Origin of the sequence: Halorubellus amylolyticus, assembly GCF_034808145.1 — an archaeon.
Lineage (GTDB): Archaea > Halobacteriota > Halobacteria > Halobacteriales > Natrialbaceae > Halorubellus.
Genome location: NZ_JAXHGM010000003.1, coordinates 420,920 through 437,334 on the forward strand (window position 1 = coordinate 420,920; position 16,415 = coordinate 437,334).

Genomic DNA, 16,415 nt, shown 5'->3' on the forward strand with positions numbered 1-16,415 from the left:
CGGCTTTCGGTCGACGACCGGTCACCATCGCGCCGCCGTCGTCGACGCCGTCGCCGTCACTCCGCGTCGTCGTCGCGACGCGCACGCCGCAGTGCGACGCCAGCGGCCGCCGCGAGCGCGCTCGCCGCAGCCCCGACCCCGAACCCCGGCGATTCACCAGCCCCGCCGGTCGTCGTCGCGGCCGCATCGTCCATCGCCTCGGTACGCGTCGTCTCGACCGTCGTCGTCGGCGGTTCCGTCGGTTCGGCGGTCTCCGTGGTCGTCGGCGTCGCCGTCGTCGTCGGCTCCGGCTCGCACGCCGTCCCGACGGAGAACGACTCGGTGTCGCCCGTCAACCGCTGCACGTCGTCGCTCGACGCCACGAACAGGTCGCCGTCGACGGCTCGCGGCGTCGTCGTCGCCAGGTCACCGATGCGGTACTCGAACCGCTTCTCGCCGCCCTTGGCCGCGAACCCGTACAGCCAGCCGCGGCGGTCGACCGCGTACACCGTCCCGTTCGCTACGACCACCGGCATCTCGACCGGAGCGCGCGTATCCGACCGCCACGCCCACTCGCCCGTCTCCACGTCCATCGCCGTCACGTGCCCGCCGTAGGAACCGACGAACACACGGCAGTCGGCGACCGCCGGACCGTTCCAGGGCGCGAACTGGAAGTCCTGCTTCTGCCAAGCGAGCTCCCGACCGCTCCCTAGGTCGTACGCCTCCATCCGCCCACGGCCGCCGTTGGGCACGAATACGTACCCCTCGCCGACCGCCGGCGGTGCCGCCCCACCGGTCCCGAAGCCGAGCGTCTGCTTCCACACCTCGTCGCCGTCGTCCGCCTCCAGCCCGTACATGTACGACGGCTCCCCCTCCGGTCCCCACGTGCTCACGTACACCACGCCGTCGTGTATCGCCGGACTCCCGTACATCCGGAGGCCGTTAGCGTCGTCGCTGGTGTCGTGCTCCCACTGACTGAACCCCTCCTCGGGGTCGAGCGCGTAGAACGTATCGTCGTCACAGCCGACGTACACGCTCCCGTCGTGGTACTTCGGCGACGACCGAACGATGTCGGCGGTCCCCCACTTCCACTGCTCCTTGCCCGTCTCGAGGTCGATGCCGACAACGAAGGACGCGTTACCTGCGGCGAAGACGCGACCTTCACCGACGGCGGGTGCGGTGTTCATCTCCGGCATCGGCTTCCGCCAGACGTGCTCGCCGGTGTCCTTGTCGATGGCGTGCAGGAAGTTCCGGTTCGACCGTAGCGACCCGTCGCCGACGAGGACCTTCCCGTCGGCGACCGTCGGCGGTGCGTACTCGACGCGACCGTTCTTGTATGTCCCACCGTCGACGTGGTCGACGCTCACGTCGAACGACCACGACTCCTCGATGCCGCCCGTGGGAGCGTTCGCGTCCCGCGGGAACCGCGAGTTCCGGAGGTCGAACCCGTTCATCAGCCATTCCGTCGGCGTGGCGGTCCCGCCGACGTCGTCGTCCGCCGACGACCCCCGTCCACTCGTCGCTCCCGCCCGCGCAGCCGCTGTCGCACTGCCGAGCCCGAGCGCGCCGACGGCTCCGGACGTCGCAGCGAGCACGGCGCGTCGCGTCGCCCCCGACCGTCCGACGCCCGCCTCGCGACCGCCTGCTGCTGCCCCATCAGTCGTTTTGTCCGTCGATTCCTCGGCGTCGGTCCCCTGCGCGAATCCCCACGACGCCACCCTGTCGTCAACGTTCGTCTCGCCAGACATGCCCGTTCGGTGCCACTCAGGTGGTGGACCTACAAATATGTTACAGCATATCGTCGACTGAATGATGTGAACCGGGCGCCAGGGAGACCGGCGTCGACGGAACCACGAGGACCGGCAGCGCTCGACCGACCGGACCGCCAGTTCAAGTACGAGGCCGCGGCCACAGTCGCCATGCAGTCTCGGAGGGACCGATAGTGGGGCATCGAGCGCTCGTCGCGTACGAACGACCGGCCGGTGGGTTCACCGTCCGGTACTCGCAGTGGGGTGCGTACGGCTACCGGTTGCTCGAAGCGATAACCGAGTCGACGCCGCTGGGCGGCAGTCGCGGCGACGACGGGCCGTCGCGGGTCAGACCGGGACCGGTCGGTGTCGCGGACGACCTCGCCGCGGTCGCCGCCGACTACGTCGACCCGATCGCGCACGAGGCGGCGTTCGTCGTCAGCGACGCGTACTGCGTTCGCGCGTTCGAACCGCTCGCGTTCTGGGGCGACGCGCCGACGTCCGCGTACGGCGGGGCGCTGGTGTCGCTCAGACGCGAACGCGACCCGACCGTCGACGCGCGAGAGCTGCGAGCGTGGCGTCGGGGCGCGACCGCGTCCGGACTCCCGACCGACGACGCTGCGGTCGACGCCGCCGAGCGCGAGCGCACGCACCGTCGGCTCTACGACGCGCTCGAAGCGGACGTCGACGGCCGTCGCCTCGAACCGATACCGCCGCGGACGCGAGAGGCTTAACCATCGGCCGCGACAACGGGCGGTCGTGCCAGACGAGGCCGTCGAGACGCTCCGGACGCCGACGCCGACGAGAGCGCGCGCGTTCCTCGCGGACGCGCTCCGCGGAGGTGCGTACGTGACGCTCGTCGGCGCGTGCACCGTCGAGTCCAGGACGCGGACGTCCCGCGAGCATCCGCGAGCGCGACGGCACGCCACGTGCAAGCCGGACGGGACCGTCCTCGTCCACGGCCCGAGCGGCCATCGCCCACTCCACCCGCAACCCGACGGCGACCGCGTCGACGTCCGCGTCGACGACGACACCGGCGAACTGGTCGTCGCCGCCGGCCCGCCTTCGGGGGCCGACCAGCTCGTCGCGCGGTTCGACACCGTCGAACTCGCAACCGCCTTCGACGTCGACGACCACGAGACGGACGCGCCGAGCGGGACCGAGGCCGACCTGAAGGAACGCGTCCTCGAACGACCGGCCCTGGTCGAACCCGGGCTCCGGCCGCTCGCCACGGAACGGGACACGCCGGCCGGCCCCGTGGACGTGTACGCCGAGGCCGCGGACGGCCAGCCGGTCGTCGTCGAACTCAAGCGCGACCGCGCCGGCCCGGACGCGGTCTCGCAACTCGCCCGGTACGTCGACGCGCTCGCGGCGGACCTCCACGGCGACGCCAGCCCGAGAGGCGTCCTCGTCGCGCCCGGGGTGACGCCGCGTGCCAGACGACTGCTCGGCGACCACGGCCTGGACTTCGCCGCCGTCGACCCACCCCGCGACTGACGGGACCCGGAAGCCGATGCGGTGGGCCGGAACCGGAAGCCGATGCGGTGGGCCGGAACCGAAAGTCGATGCGGTGGGCCAGAACCGGAAGCCGATGCGGTGGACCGGAAACGATTCACGGGAGACGCCAGTAGCCCGCCACATGGAGCACGTCGACATCGACGACGTCGAACCGCGGTTCTTCGCCGGCGAGGACGTCGACCGGCGCGGTCTCACCGACGCACTGAACGCCACCGACCTCGCAATCAACTACTACCGGCTCGAACCCGAGCAGTCGCTCTCGGGCGGGATGCACGCGCACATGGACCAGGAGGAGGTGTTCTACGTGGTCGACGGGACGGTGACGTTCCGGACGCCCGACGGCGAGCACGCGGTCGGGCCGCACGAGGCCGTCCGGTTCGCGCCCGGCGAGTACCAGACGAGCGAGAACGAGACCGACGAGGACGCGGTCGTCCTCGCGCTCGGCGCCCCGCAGGGGAGCACGGACGTCCGCGTCCCCATGGAGTGCCGCGAGTGCGGGGACGCCGACTCGCTACAGTTCGTGATGACGGAGGACGGCCAGCACCTCGAATGCCCGGAGTGCGGGACCGTCGTCGAGATGGACTGACCCCGCGACCGACCCCCGGCCGACTCGTTCTACACCGGCGACGGCTCGCCCGTCGTCTGCGCCTCCCCGCGAACCGCTCGTTCGAGGAGCGGACGGAGGAGCCCGACCAGTGGCGTGTTCGCGCCGTCCGTCCACACCGCCCGATGTCCCTCGCGCCCGGGGAGCGAACTCGGGTCGTCGCTACTGACGAGGAGCGCCCGCCCGTCCACGAGCAGGACGCTCGACACCGCGCCCGGACGGATCGGGAACGACTTCCACCACGTCCACGTCTCCTGCACGCTCGCATCCGGGAGCGAGTCCACGACCCGGTCGCGTATCGGTTCGCCCGGCGATCCGACCGTCACGGACACCCCACGCTCGTTCGCCGCGACGAGCGACGCGAGCAACTCCGCAGAGAGCAGTCCCTCCGCGCCGATAGCGACGACGACGGACTCGTCGGCGTCCTCGATCAACGCCACCATCCGCTCGGCGACGTCCGCACCGCCCTCGATGACCCAGACGTCGTCGCCGTCCTCGGACTCGCGCGCCGTCGCGTGCAACTCCGGTAACAGCTCGTTCAACCGGTCGAACCGGTCCTCGAACGCGCGCTGGAGCGTCGCCACCGCGGTCTCCGGGCGGACCGCTCGGTACTTCTTCGGGTTCGCCTCCTGCACGTCGACGAGCCCGCGCTCGGCGAGGGACTCCATACAGTCGTAGACGCGAGCCCGCGGGACGTCGGCGACCTCGCTCACCTCCTTCGCTGTGCCGGTCCCGACGCGCGTCGCCGCCACGAAGCACTTCGCCTCGTACTCCGTGAACCCGAGCGCCTCCAGGAGCGACTCGGTCTCGGGGACGGCGTCGACGGTACCGTACTCTGTCATGTTCGGCCTCTCGTTCGGTCCATTGCTTTCTCGGTGGTTACAATCGCGTACTGAAAGTCGTTACTCGACGCTCGCCCGCGTCAGCGTCCATCCACGGGGGTTCGCCGGCTCGGTCAGTCGGCGGTCGCGTACTTCTGGTCGTCCGCTGCACGCAGCAGCTCGCGGTAGCGACTCCGGATGGTGACGGCGCTGACGTCCGCGACCTCAGCGACCTCCTCCTGCGTGAACTCCTGGTCGAGGAGCCGGCTCGCCGCGTAGATCGCGGCCGCTGCGAGTCCCGAGGGACTCTTGCCGCTGTGGACGTGCGCGCGCTTCCCCGCGGACAGGAGGTCCGTGGCGCGTCGCTTCAGTTCCTCGCTCGCGTCGAGCTGCGAGCAGAACCGCGGGAGGAAGTCGTCGGGGTTCGTCGGCTCCATCGCGAGTTCGAGCTCGCGGGCGACGTACCGGTACGCGCGAGCGAACTCGCGGCGGTCGACGCGACTCACGGGCTCGAACTCGTCGAGACTCCGCGGGACGTCGGACTGGCGGGCGGCCGCGTACACGGACGCCGTCGCGACCGCCTCGATGCTCCGACCGGGCAGGAGGTCCTCTTCGAGCGCGCGCCGGTAGATGACGCCCGCGGTCTCCGCGACGGTGTCCGGGAGGTCGAGCGCGCTCGACATGCGCTCTATCTCGCCGAGTGCCTGCTTGAGGTTCCGGTCCTTCGCGCTCTGCGCGCGGAACCGCTCGTCCCACGTGCGGAGGCGCTGCATCTGCTGGCGCTTGCGCGCCGACAGCTGGCCGCCGTAGGCGTCCTTGTTCTGCCAGTCGATGACGGACGACAGCCCCTTGTCGTGCATGAGGTTCGTCGTCGGTGCGCCGACGCGGGACTTCTCGTTCTTCTCGCTGGCGTCGAACGCGCGCCACTCGGGGCCGCGGTCGACCTCGTCCTCCTCGACGACGAGCCCGCAGTCGCGGCACGCCGTGTCGCCGTGGGTCTGGTCGGCTTGGAGCTCGCCGCCGCACTCCGGGCACGTCTCCTCGTCGACGGCCTCGTCGGTGGTCTCGCGGTGGGCCTCCTCCTCGCGTCGCCGGGTGGCACCCTCGCGCTCGGTACGACCCCGCTCGGTCAGCGTCGTGAACGTCGTTTCTGTCATCGGTATAGGTCCGGGCGGTCGGGCCCGTTCTGTACCACCACGTAGAATCTCTACTACTATAATAGTACCGACTGTAGACTACGGAGATAGTAACAGACTCTGCTGGTTGAGGAAGGTCCTCACGTCGGTCGTTCTCGGACGGGGTGGGCGTTCGGGACGCCAGCGAATCACCGCCGGTTCGCAGCCCGTCCGTTCGGCCGAGGCGTGCGTCGATGCCCCGGTGAGTGATTCAACTACCCGTACGACGCCATCGGAAAAGTCGCCTATACCCAACCAGTTCGGTAACGGCCGTCAGTCGTCGAGTTCGCGCTTGAGCTCGTCGAGCAACGCGAGCGCCTCCATGGGCGTCGTGTCCGCGACGTTCACGTCCCGGAGCCGGCGTGCAACCGAGTCCGAAGCACCCGACCCCTCGACGAACTCGTCGAGCGTCGCGTCCGCACGCTCGTCGACCGATCGATTCCTTCCCGTACTCTCACCGAACGACCGATCCCCGTCCGCGACGCCAGCAGGCAACTCGGTCTCGTCGACCGACTCGCGCGCCGCGAGCAGCTCGCGCGAACGGTCCAGCACCGGTTCCGGGACGCCAGCCGCCTGCGCCACCTCGACGCCGTACGACGCCGTCGCCGCCCCGCGCGCAACCGAATGGTCGAACCGGACCTCGTCGCTCGTCTCCGTCGCCGCGAAGTGCAGGTTGAACGCCCCCGGGAGGTCCTCGGCCACCGCCGTCAGCTCGTGATGATGCGTCGCGAACAACGTCACCGCCCCCACCTCGTCGTGCACGTACTCCGTCGCCGCCCGCGCGATGGCGAGCCCGTCCGTCGTACTCGTCCCCCGACCAACCTCGTCGAGGAGCACGAGCGAATCCCGGGTCGCCTCCGAGAGGATGTCGGCGAGCTCCGTCATCTCCACCATGAACGTCGACTGCCCGCCCGCGATGTCGTCGCTCGCCCCCACGCGCGTGAACACGCGGTCGACCACGCGGAGGTCCGCCGACGCCGCCGGCACGAAACTCCCCGCCTGCGCCATGATACAGATGCACGCCACCTGCCGCATGTACGTCGACTTCCCGCTCATGTTCGGGCCCGTGACGACCGCGAGGAACTCCTCGCGGTCGAAGTGCGCGTCGTTCGGCACGAACGACTCCTGCGTGCGCTCCACGACCGGATGCCGCCCCGCCTCGACGTCGAACCCCGACTCCGAGAACGCCGGTCGACAGTAATCGTATCGCGCCGCGACGTCCGCGAACGACACCAGGACGTCCAGGCGCGCGACGCGGTCCGCGACCCCCTGCACGCGCTCGGTCTCCTCGCCGACCGACGCCCGAACCTCGCGGAAGAGCTCGTACTCCAGCGCGTCGGCGCGCTCAGCCGCGGAGATGATCTCGTCCTCGCGCTCCTTCAACGCCGGCGTGTAGAAGCGCTCGGAGTTCTTCAGCGTCTGTCGACGCTGGTAGTCCTCGGGGACGGCGTCGAGGTTCGGGTTCGTCACCTCGATGTAGTACCCGTGGACCTGATTCCGCCCGACCTTCAGCGAGTCGATACCGGTCCGCTCGCGCTCGCGCGCCTCCAGGTCGTCGATCCACTGCTTCCCGTCGCGCTCGGTCGACCGCAACGCGTCGAGCTCGTCGTCGTACCCCTCGCGGATCACGCCGCCCTCCGTCACCTCGATCGGCGGTTCCTCGCGGATCGCGCTCCCGACGAGGTCGCGGACCTCGCCGAGCTCGTCTAGGCTCTCACGGACGTCCACGAGGAGGTCGCTCTCCGCGCCCGAAAGCGTCGACTTCAGTTCGGGGACGACGTCGAGCGTCTCCTTCAACGACCGGAGGTCCCTCGCGTTCGCTCGCCCCCGGGAGACCCGCGAGATGAGGCGTTCCAGGTCGTAGACGTCCCGGAGCGCGTCGTGGAGTGCCTCGCGCGTGACGACGTCGTGCTTGAGTTCCGCGACGGCGTCGTGCCGGCGCTCGATGCGCTCGGGGTCCAGTAGCGGGCGGCGAAGCCACTCCGTGAGCCGGCGTCGACCGAGCGCGTTCGCAGTCTCGTCGAGCACGCCCGCGAGCGTCGCCCCCTCGACGCCGCGAACGCTCCGGCGCTCGAACAGCTCGAGTGATTCGAGCGCGGTGGGGTCGAGCACCACGTACTCGCGCGGGTCGTAGCGCGTCAGGTGATTCAGGTACCCGAGACGCTCGCGCTCGTCCGCGTCCTCAGGGTCCTCGGGTATCTCGCCGGTCGCCGCGCCGCCGCCGCCGCGCGTGTACTCCGCGTACGACAGCAGCGCGCCACAGGCCCGTATCTCCGCGTCCGACAGCCCGTACGCGTCCGGGTCCCCGAAGTACTCGGCGACGCGCTCGGCCGCGGCGTCGCGCTCGAACGCCGCCTCGTCGTACGGCGACACCATGCAGTCCGCGTCGAACGCGTCCGCCGAGACGTCCGGGCCGACGATGGCCTCCGCGGGCCCGAACCGCCCGATCTCGTCGGCGACCGCGGCGGGCGACGTCGGGTTCGTCGCGTAGAAGTCACCCGTGGAGACGTCGAGGACCGCGAGCCCGTACCCGCTCGCGAGCGCGGCGACGAAGTTGTTGTCCGCGCCACCGAGGAGTTCGTCCTCCGTGAGCGTCCCCGGCGTCACCACGCGCGTCACCGCACGGTCGACGACCCCCGTCGTCTCCTCGGGGTCCTGCACCTGGTCCGCGACGGCGACGCGATAGCCCGCGTCGAGCAGCCGCTCGATGTAGCTCTCGGCGCTGTCTATCGGGACCCCAGCCATCGCGTACCGGCCCGTGTTGTCCTCGCGCTTCGTCAACGTCACCTCGCACGTCCGCGAGACCGCGCGCGCCGCGTCGCAGAACGCCTCGTAGAAGTCCCCGACCTGGAAGAGCACGAGCGCGTCGTCGTACCGGTCGGTCAGCTCGAAGTACTGGCTCATCATCGGCGTCAACTCGTCGGCTATCTCCGCCATCTCCGGCGGCGGCCCCAGCGCCGATTCCATGCCCGCGACTCCGGTACCGGACGGGAAGAACCTCACGGAACCCCGTCGCCCCAACGCGTCCCGTCCTCCCGTGAGGCGGTCGCCAGCGCGGTCAGTACACGTCGACGTCGAGCGTGACCCGCCGTCGCTCGCCTTCGAGGTCCGCGACGGCGTGCTCGAAGACCTTTCGTGCCTCCCGTCGGACGACGGGTTTCAGGCGCGAGAGGACGTCGTCGACCGACACCAGCGGCGGGAGGCGCGGGAGCCGCGACCGCGACCGGTCGTACTCGGCGCGCAGCGTCACGCGCGTCGACGGGCCCGTTCCGCCGGCGTCCTCTCCGTTCCCGGACTCGTCGCCGCCGTCGGTCCCGGACTCCACGGAGTCGAACTGCCACGCGCCGCGGGCGTGCAACCCGTTCGGCGTCCGCCACCCGATGCGAGACGGCGCGTCGAGGCCGGTCACCTGCGTCGGGAACGTGTACGAGAGCTTCCACCACGACAGCTCGATGTCGAAGCGCGTGCCGACGCTCCCGTCGCCCCGACGCGCGACGTCCCTGACGAACTCGCTGTAGTCGGCGTGTCCCTCGAAGTCCAGCACGAACGCGTACGCCTCTCTCGGGGGCACGTCGACCGTCGTGGACACCTCGATGACCGTCACGTCCGCAGGCAAGGACGGCGCCGACATGAACCTTGCCTGCAACCAGAACGGGTGCGTTCCTCTCGCGCCACTCGCCTCGTCGCCGTACGACGAGACGGGACGGTTCCGCACGGTTTTTCAGCGGGTACCGAGTAACCCCGCGTATGGACGACGTTTTCGTCGCGCAGTTGATGACGTCAGACCCGAAGACCGTCTCGCCGGACACGCTCGTCGAGGACGCCGCGAACACGATGCTCGATGAGGGCATCGGGAGCGTGCTCGTCGTCGACGACGACGGCGCCCTCCAGGGCATCCTGACGACGACGGACTTCGTACAGATCGTCGCCGAACGCAAACCGAAGGACCAGACGCCCGTTTCGGAGTACATGAGCACGGACGTCCTGACGACGGACGCGCAGGAACCCATCGAGCAGGTCGCGGACCGCCTCATCGAGGCCGGCATCCACCACCTGCCGGTGGTCGACGACGACGGCGTCCCGATGGGTATCATCACGACCACGGACCTGGCCGCGTACGTCTCCTCGGTCCGGAACCCGAGCCCGGCCTGAGACGCGAACCGGGTCCCGACTTCCCCCAAGGCCCTTGTCGGCGCCCGTCGACGCGTCGCGTATGCGCCGCCGAGCCCTCCTCGTCACCCTCGCCAGCGGCGTGCTCGCGGGGTGCGCCGGAACGAACGACCGAACGGTCACGACCGACGCCACGACACCCGGCGTCCCCGACGACGACGGCGCCGTCACGACGACGGACCCGGCACCGAGCACCACCGAGACCGCGTCCACGCCGACGCCACCGGAGCCGGACGCACGCTCGCAGTTCCTCGAACTCGACGTCGCCCCGGTGACGTGGTGCCTCTCCACGACGTCCGAGCACCCCTCGGGCAGTGGAACGTTCGTCGCGTCGTTCGCGAGCACCGCGACCGCCGACTCGCCAGCGGCCGTCCGCGTCTGGGTGACCAACGACACCGAGTACGAGCGTCCGGTCGACCTGTCGCGGTTCCCGGCGTTCGGCCGGCAGCGGAGCCGGGCCCCGCACGAACTCGGTCGCCCACGCGAACGCCTCGAGGCCGACGGGGCGAGACGCCGGTACCTCGTCCCGACCGAGAACCATCCGTCGGTCGCGGACCCGCCCGGTGTGGAACGCGGCGACGACGGCCGCTGGAACGCGACGCGACTCGACCACTGGGAGCCTGGCGTCCGCCGGCTCGCGCCCGGCGAGTCCGCGTTCGGCGAGTACCACGTCGTCGGCTCGCCCGACCGGACGACGTCGTTCCCGCGACGCGGCGTGTACCGGTTCCGGGGCCGCGAGACGGTGCTCCGACTCGTCGCGTGGGAGACCGGGCGCCCCGGCCGCGTCCGGTCCTCGCGGTTCGAGGGTCGGTCGGTGCCGCCGATGCCCGACGACGCGACCCCGGTCTGGTACCACGAGGCGGACGCGACGACGCCGGTCCTCGTCGTCCCGGACGTCGAACGCGGCCGCCTCCCGGTACAGGTGCGGTTCGTCGCCGCGAACCGGTCGCGTGAGCGCGCACAGTGCGGGCACTGGAACCTCTTCAAACTCGTCGACGGCGACTGGTTCCACGTCGCGCCGCTCTACCACACCGCGGATTGCCGAGCGATCGGTCCAGGGAGCGCGAAGCGGTACGTGCTGAACGCGTACCACGGAGAGGCGCTCCCGGACCCCGAGTACGCGGGACCTGGCAGGAGCGTCGGCTGGCTCGGCGCCGGGACGTACGCGGTCGTCGCGGGCTACGGGCCCGACGGCGGCGACGGCGCCGCGCTCGTCGAACTCGACGGCGCGCGCCGGACGGTCGTCCCGACCGACGACGCGACCGCGACGGTCGACGGCGACGTCGTCCGCGTGCGGACCGAACCGCCGGACGCCGACTTCGAACGGACGCGTCGCGTCACCGCCGTCCTCGAACGCGTCGACGCCGCGCCGGACGGGACTCGATACCTCCCCGAGCAGGTGATGCGTCGATACTACCGCGCCCTCCGGAACACGCTCGCGTTCGCCGACGACGCCTCCCGGGTCGTCCTCGAGACCACGGACCGCTGGCCCGAACGCGTCACCGGATTCGACGCGACCGCCGCGAGGTTCCGGTTCGAAGGCGACGCGTACGAGTTCACGCGACGGGACGGCGAGACCGGATAGATCCGCACCGTCGATGCACCATTCATTGCCGCGACGATAGCCCGCGCCAACCGCCCGCGCGTCGCAGACGGCCACGACCGTCCTCGGGGCCCTCTCTCTGGTCGCACGGGCGAGCGACGCGACAGCAACACGTCACGTCTGCTCGCGTGGCGGCGTCGACGCGTGGCCCGCGTCGGCGTCGGGCGGCCGCCGCGCGAGTTCCGCATGCGGGATGGTCGTCTCGTCCTGCATAGCTCGTAGCTCGTCTCGAGGACTTCAGTTCCCGCCCAGTCGGTTGAGCGTCTCGAGGTCGCGGTCGCCGTCGTAGTACGCCGCCAGCGCGTCCGCGAAGAGACCGCCGTCGTCCGCGGCGGCCTCGAACAGCGTCATCGAGGACCGGAACTTCCTGTCGTCGGGCGACCCGAAGATCTCGTTCGCCGTCCGGCCGTCTATCGACAGGACGAGCTCCGTGCACTCCCGGAGCCGCGGGCCCAGCGCCGGATGCGCGAGATACGCACGCGCCTCCTCGATGGACTCGATGGCGTACCGCCGGGACCGCTCGCTCGACCCCAACCCGGCGATCTGCGGGAACACGAACCACATCCAGTGCGAGCGCTTCCGGCCCGCCCGTAGCTCCCGCTTCACGTCGTCGATGACCGGGTCCTGTGCGTCGACGAACCGCTCAAGGTCGTGTGGGTCGGACCGTGTCATGATCGTCCGTCAGACCGATGTTCAGCACGCTCGCTCATAAGGCTTCGAGGGTGGTGACCGCGCTCACCGACGTCGAAAAAAGAGTCGAATCTCAGCCGACCGACAGTTGGACGCCCAGAGCGATGGCCGCCGTCACTCCGTGACGCGTCCCGCGGCCTCCACGTCGAGGTGCGTCGTGAACCAGCTCTGGAGGAGTTCGGAGAGCACCGCGGCGAACGCCGTCTCGTCACTCCAGATCGCGGTCTCCGCGGAAGCCCCGGGGACGCGCTCGCTCCCGAGGACGCTCAAGAGGAGACCGTGACTGTCGACGGTGAGCGCCCGCCCGGACTGCTCGCGCGGCGGCTGGAGCCGGTCGGGGAACCGGACGGTCCGAACCCCGGCGTCGAACGCGTCGAGGTCCGCGTCGGCGCTGACGTACGTCACGTCGACCCCGGCCCTCGCGCGGTCGTTCAACATCTCGCGAAACTCGCACGTCAGCTCTTCGGCGCTACAGGCGTAGAGCAGCGTCGCTTCGGCGTTCGACGCGAGGTCGCGGACCCGGGACTCGATCTGTCCGGACCCCTGCACGGTCCAGATGTCCTCTTGCTGGTCGCCAGCGCTCGCGCGGTCGCGCTCGACGCGCTCGAGGTACCGGAACGCGTCCGACTGGTGCGCCTCGAACCGCGACCGCAGATGCGTCTTCGCCACGTCGAGGTCGACGGGCCGATACCGTATCGGACTCGACTGCTGGACCTCGACGAGTCCGTGGTCTTCGAGCCCCTCCGCGGCGCCGTACACCTGCGAGCGCGGGACGTCCGCGATGCGGCTGATGTCCCTCGCAGTGCCGGTCTCCAGCTTCTGGAGCGCGATGAACACCCGGGCCTCGTAGGACGTGAGCCCGAGGTGTTCGAGCGCCGCGACCGCATCGCGTTCGTCCACGTCAGTCCTCCGCGGGCACCTCGCCCGCACTCGGGGTTGCTTCCACCGCCGTCGCATCGTCCGGACCGACGTACCGCGTCCAGACGACGAGGAGGCTCGGCAGCACCAGCACGCTCGCGAGGAACGCGTAGATGATGGTGATGCCCGTGATGATCCCGAACTGCTGGAGCGGCGGGAGGATGGCGAACGCGAGCACACCGAACCCGCCGACGGTCGTCGCCGCACTGCCGAGCAGCGCCCCACCGGTGCCGGTCACGGCGGTCTGCATCGCTTCCCACATCGAGTCGGCGCGTTCGAGCTCCTGGTTGTAGCGCTCGCTGAGGTGGATGCTGTACGCGACGCCGAGCCCGACCGTCAGGCTCGTGATCATCCCCGTCAAGATGTTGAACGGGATGTCCAGCAGGAACATCGTTCCCAGGATCCAGCTGACGCTGAGGATCACCGGGAGGATGGTGACGAACCCGAGGGTCGCGCTCCCTTCGGCGATCCGGTAGGTGATCATGAGGAACGCGACGACGGCGACGAGCGTGATCAGGAGGCTCTCGATGACCGTCTGCAGCAGATTGTCCTGCACGATCTTGAACAGGATGGTCTGCCCGGTGGCGGTCGCCTCCAGGCCACTGCCGCTGACCGTGTCCGCGATCGCGCGCATCTGCTCGGTGACGTCGGTGCTGGACGCGCCGCCGTTCACGGAGATGACGAGGCGCGCAGCGGCGTAGTCGCCGTCATCCGTCTGGTGGATGACGCCGGCAGCCTGGTCGGGCGCGACCTCGTAGAGCTGCCCGTACACCTGGCCGACGTTCCGGTCGGGGACGCCGTCACCGTCGGTGTCGGCGTCCGCGAACGTGGCGTTGAACGTCTCGTTCTCCGCGGCGACGGTCTCCATGACCGAGAGCGGGCCCTGGATGTTCGGTTCGCCGTTCGAGAGCACCTGCACCGAGTCCTTGTCCGCTGCCGCGTCCCGAGCGGCGTCGAGTCTGTCCAACGCGTCGGGTGTCGCGACGTCGCCCTGGACGAGGAGCTGCGCCTGCGAGTCCTCCCGGAGGAAGTTCTTGTTGACGTACTCCAGGTTGTCCTTGGCGGTGTAGTCGCTCGGCGCGAACGGCTCGGGGAGGTCCTTCGTGAACTCCGGCGGGTCCTGAGCGAGGAAGTCCTCCTGGTTGAAGCTGGTGTCGACCTGCGTGGCGCCGTACGCACCGCCGGCACTCACGAGGAGCGCGACGACGATGACGGCGTACGGCGCTTTGCGCGCGGCGGTCGACCCGACGGCGAGCACGCTACTGAACCGCCCGCCGCCGGTACCGAACGCGGTCTTCTTGCGGTCCCGGTCGAGGCGGTCTTCGAGGAACTCGTCGATCTCGACCTTCAGCGCCGGGATGAGGCCACCGAAGACGAGCATCGCCGCGGAGATCCCGACGGCGCTCACGACCCCGAAGTCCTTGATCGGCGGGATGGGGCTGGTGAGGTTCGCGAGGAACCCGATGACGGTCGTCGCGGTGACGAACAGGAGCGCGACGCCGACGCCGACGAGGCCGACGCGCATCGCGCCGCGGACGTCGCTCGCGGTGTGGCGGTTGTTCCGCTCCTCGCGGTGCCGCATGAAGATGTGTATCGCGTAGTCGATAGACAGCCCGATCAGGAGGACCGGGACCGCGATCATCATCTGGTTGAACGCGATGTCCGCCCACCCCATGAAGCCGAACGTCCAGACGAGGACGACGCCGATGCCGAACACGCCGAGGACGATGTCGATGAGGTCGCGGTACGCGATGGCGAGCGCGACGACGACGAACAGGAGCGCGAGCGGGCCGACGATGGCGAGACTGTCGGCCATCGACCGGTTGATCTCGTCGGAGATGATGCCCGCGCCGAACACGAGCACGTCGGAGACCTCGCCGGCGTCGTTCGTGACGGTCTGCATCGCGAGCTGCGCGTCGGTTATCGATTCGGGGGCGGTGCCGGTCGCGGCACCGCCGCCGGAGGCGTGCGTGACGATGAGCATCGTCGCGTTCGTGCTCGTGCTACCCGGTTCGTAGCTGGTCGGCATGAACGCGAACGCGCCGCCGCCGCTGCTGTCGGCGCCGAGGACGAGCGAGAGTGTGTCGTCGATCTCGCTCTGGTTCATCGACCGCAGCTGCTCGAGTTGCGCGTCGAGGCTCGGGTTCGAGTTCGCCTCCAGTTCGGCCTGAAGGTCCGCGAGCTCCTGGCCGAGTTCCTTGAGCTCGCTCGCCTTGGTCTCGAGTTCCTGGCCGCGGTCCTCGAGTTCGGCACCGCGTTGCTGGAGTGCGGCGAACTCTTCTGCGAGGACGCCCTGCGTGCCTTGCCGGTACGCGGCCTCAGCTTCGTCGCGCGAGGTGGCGTTCCGGAGCTGCTTGGCCGCGGTCTCGAACGTGGCGTAGTCGTCGGCGATCTCGACGCTACTGTTCGCCTGGACCCGTTCGAACTGCGTCCGGATGTCGGCGTTCGGGTTCGCGCGAACCGCGTCGAGCGCGTTCCGGAGGAGACCGACGGTCTCGTTCAGGTCGGTGCTCCGCTCTTGGAGTGCGGCCTGTTCGCGCTTGAGCGCGGCCGATTCCTCGGCGACGGTCGCGTTCAGGCGTTCGAACTTGGCGGCCTTCCCCTGGAGCTCGCCGCCGATTTCGCGCTGGATGGCGGCCGTCGCGACGACGTTCGAGATGCCGACGACGCTGTTGTTCTCGGCGAGCGTGCTCCCGATTGTCTCGTTGGCCTGCAGTCGTTGTTCCAGTTCGATCATGTCGACGAGCGTCGCCTTGTCGAGGACGTTGTCGTCCCTGACGATGAGTTGCGTGCTCGTCGTGTTGTCGGAGCCGGTGGAGAAGTTCGATTCGATGTAGGAGAGCTTCTTGGACTCCTCCGAGTCGCTCTGGAACTGGTCGAGCGAGCTGGACTGGGAGATGCCGCCGGCGCCGGCGCCGACGGCGACGGTGAGGACCAGCATCAGAGCGATGATGATGCGTGAGTGGTCGGTAACCGTCTCGAAGAGGCCGTCAAGCCGTCCCATGTCGATTCCTCCGTGTGGACAGTGGTGGTGTCAGTGTGATACTCACAGTTCGTCGGTGCTGACTAAACGTTCAGTCTACAAAAGGGTGGCGTTCCTCCTCATCGGGGACGTCGGTCGACTCGCGAGAAAGACACCGGACAGGGAATTCGGTGTCTTGGTGTCTCTGGGCCGTTTTTTCGTCCGGT

Annotated in this window: 13 protein-coding genes; 5 read left to right on the top strand and 8 right to left on the bottom strand. The window is 69.7% G+C overall.

The window, feature by feature from the left end; genetic code table 11:
• Window positions 1–56: 56 nt before the first annotated feature.
• The gene (locus SM754_RS10865) at window positions 57–1,727 is read right to left on the bottom strand and encodes an outer membrane protein assembly factor BamB family protein (RefSeq protein WP_323676250.1); all 1,671 of its coding nucleotides are present in this window, start codon (window positions 1,725–1,727) and stop codon (window positions 57–59) included.
• Between the two features lie 194 nt (window positions 1,728–1,921).
• Here SM754_RS10865 and SM754_RS10870 point away from each other — a divergent pair, with 194 nt between their 5' ends.
• From SM754_RS10870 to SM754_RS10880, 3 genes are all read left to right on the top strand, one after another.
• Window positions 1,922–2,461, top strand: coding sequence for a DUF6735 family protein (locus SM754_RS10870; RefSeq protein WP_323676251.1), 540 nt, complete (start codon window positions 1,922–1,924; stop codon window positions 2,459–2,461).
• A gap of 25 nt (window positions 2,462–2,486) precedes the next feature.
• On the top strand, window positions 2,487–3,224 hold the full coding sequence (nucS, locus tag SM754_RS10875; protein ID WP_323676252.1) for an endonuclease NucS: 738 nt from the start codon (window positions 2,487–2,489) through the stop codon (window positions 3,222–3,224).
• Window positions 3,225–3,366: 142 nt separating this feature from the next.
• On the top strand, window positions 3,367–3,831 hold the full coding sequence (locus SM754_RS10880; protein WP_323676253.1) for a cupin domain-containing protein: 465 nt from the start codon (window positions 3,367–3,369) through the stop codon (window positions 3,829–3,831).
• A gap of 29 nt (window positions 3,832–3,860) precedes the next feature.
• On the opposite strand, the gene SM754_RS10885 is transcribed toward SM754_RS10880, so the two are convergent.
• From SM754_RS10885 to SM754_RS10900, 4 genes are all read right to left on the bottom strand, one after another.
• Window positions 3,861–4,691 carry a TrmB family transcriptional regulator gene (locus SM754_RS10885; protein WP_323676254.1) on the bottom strand — a complete coding sequence of 277 codons (831 nt, stop codon included), beginning with the start codon at window positions 4,689–4,691 and terminating at the stop codon, window positions 3,861–3,863.
• A gap of 113 nt (window positions 4,692–4,804) precedes the next feature.
• Window positions 4,805–5,827 carry a transcription initiation factor IIB gene (locus tag SM754_RS10890; RefSeq protein WP_323676255.1) on the bottom strand — a complete coding sequence of 341 codons (1,023 nt, stop codon included), beginning with the start codon at window positions 5,825–5,827 and terminating at the stop codon, window positions 4,805–4,807.
• 291 nt (window positions 5,828–6,118) lie between these two features.
• A complete protein-coding gene (mutS, locus tag SM754_RS10895; RefSeq protein ID WP_323676256.1) occupies window positions 6,119–8,812 on the bottom strand; it encodes a DNA mismatch repair protein MutS in 2,694 nt (897 codons plus the stop codon).
• 91 nt (window positions 8,813–8,903) lie between these two features.
• Window positions 8,904–9,449 (bottom strand): SRPBCC family protein, encoded by a 546-nt coding sequence (locus tag SM754_RS10900; protein WP_323676257.1) that lies wholly within the window; start codon window positions 9,447–9,449, stop codon window positions 8,904–8,906.
• Between the two features lie 143 nt (window positions 9,450–9,592).
• Between SM754_RS10900 and SM754_RS10905 the strand changes: the two genes are divergently transcribed.
• Both SM754_RS10905 and SM754_RS10910 read left to right on the top strand, forming a co-directional pair.
• Window positions 9,593–9,997 carry a CBS domain-containing protein gene (locus SM754_RS10905; protein WP_323676258.1) on the top strand — a complete coding sequence of 135 codons (405 nt, stop codon included), beginning with the start codon at window positions 9,593–9,595 and terminating at the stop codon, window positions 9,995–9,997.
• Between the two features lie 61 nt (window positions 9,998–10,058).
• Window positions 10,059–11,600 (top strand): hypothetical protein, encoded by a 1,542-nt coding sequence (locus SM754_RS10910; protein ID WP_323676259.1) that lies wholly within the window; start codon window positions 10,059–10,061, stop codon window positions 11,598–11,600.
• Window positions 11,601–11,855: 255 nt separating this feature from the next.
• Here the strand turns inward: SM754_RS10910 and SM754_RS10915 are convergent, their stop codons facing one another.
• From SM754_RS10915 to SM754_RS10925, 3 genes are all read right to left on the bottom strand, one after another.
• Window positions 11,856–12,290 (bottom strand): DUF1810 domain-containing protein, encoded by a 435-nt coding sequence (locus tag SM754_RS10915; protein ID WP_323676260.1) that lies wholly within the window; start codon window positions 12,288–12,290, stop codon window positions 11,856–11,858.
• 132 nt (window positions 12,291–12,422) lie between these two features.
• Window positions 12,423–13,208 carry a TrmB family transcriptional regulator gene (locus SM754_RS10920; protein WP_323676261.1) on the bottom strand — a complete coding sequence of 262 codons (786 nt, stop codon included), beginning with the start codon at window positions 13,206–13,208 and terminating at the stop codon, window positions 12,423–12,425.
• Window position 13,209: 1 nt separating this feature from the next.
• Window positions 13,210–16,230 (bottom strand): MMPL family transporter, encoded by a 3,021-nt coding sequence (locus SM754_RS10925; RefSeq protein ID WP_323676262.1) that lies wholly within the window; start codon window positions 16,228–16,230, stop codon window positions 13,210–13,212.
• Window positions 16,231–16,415: the final 185 nt, after the last annotated feature.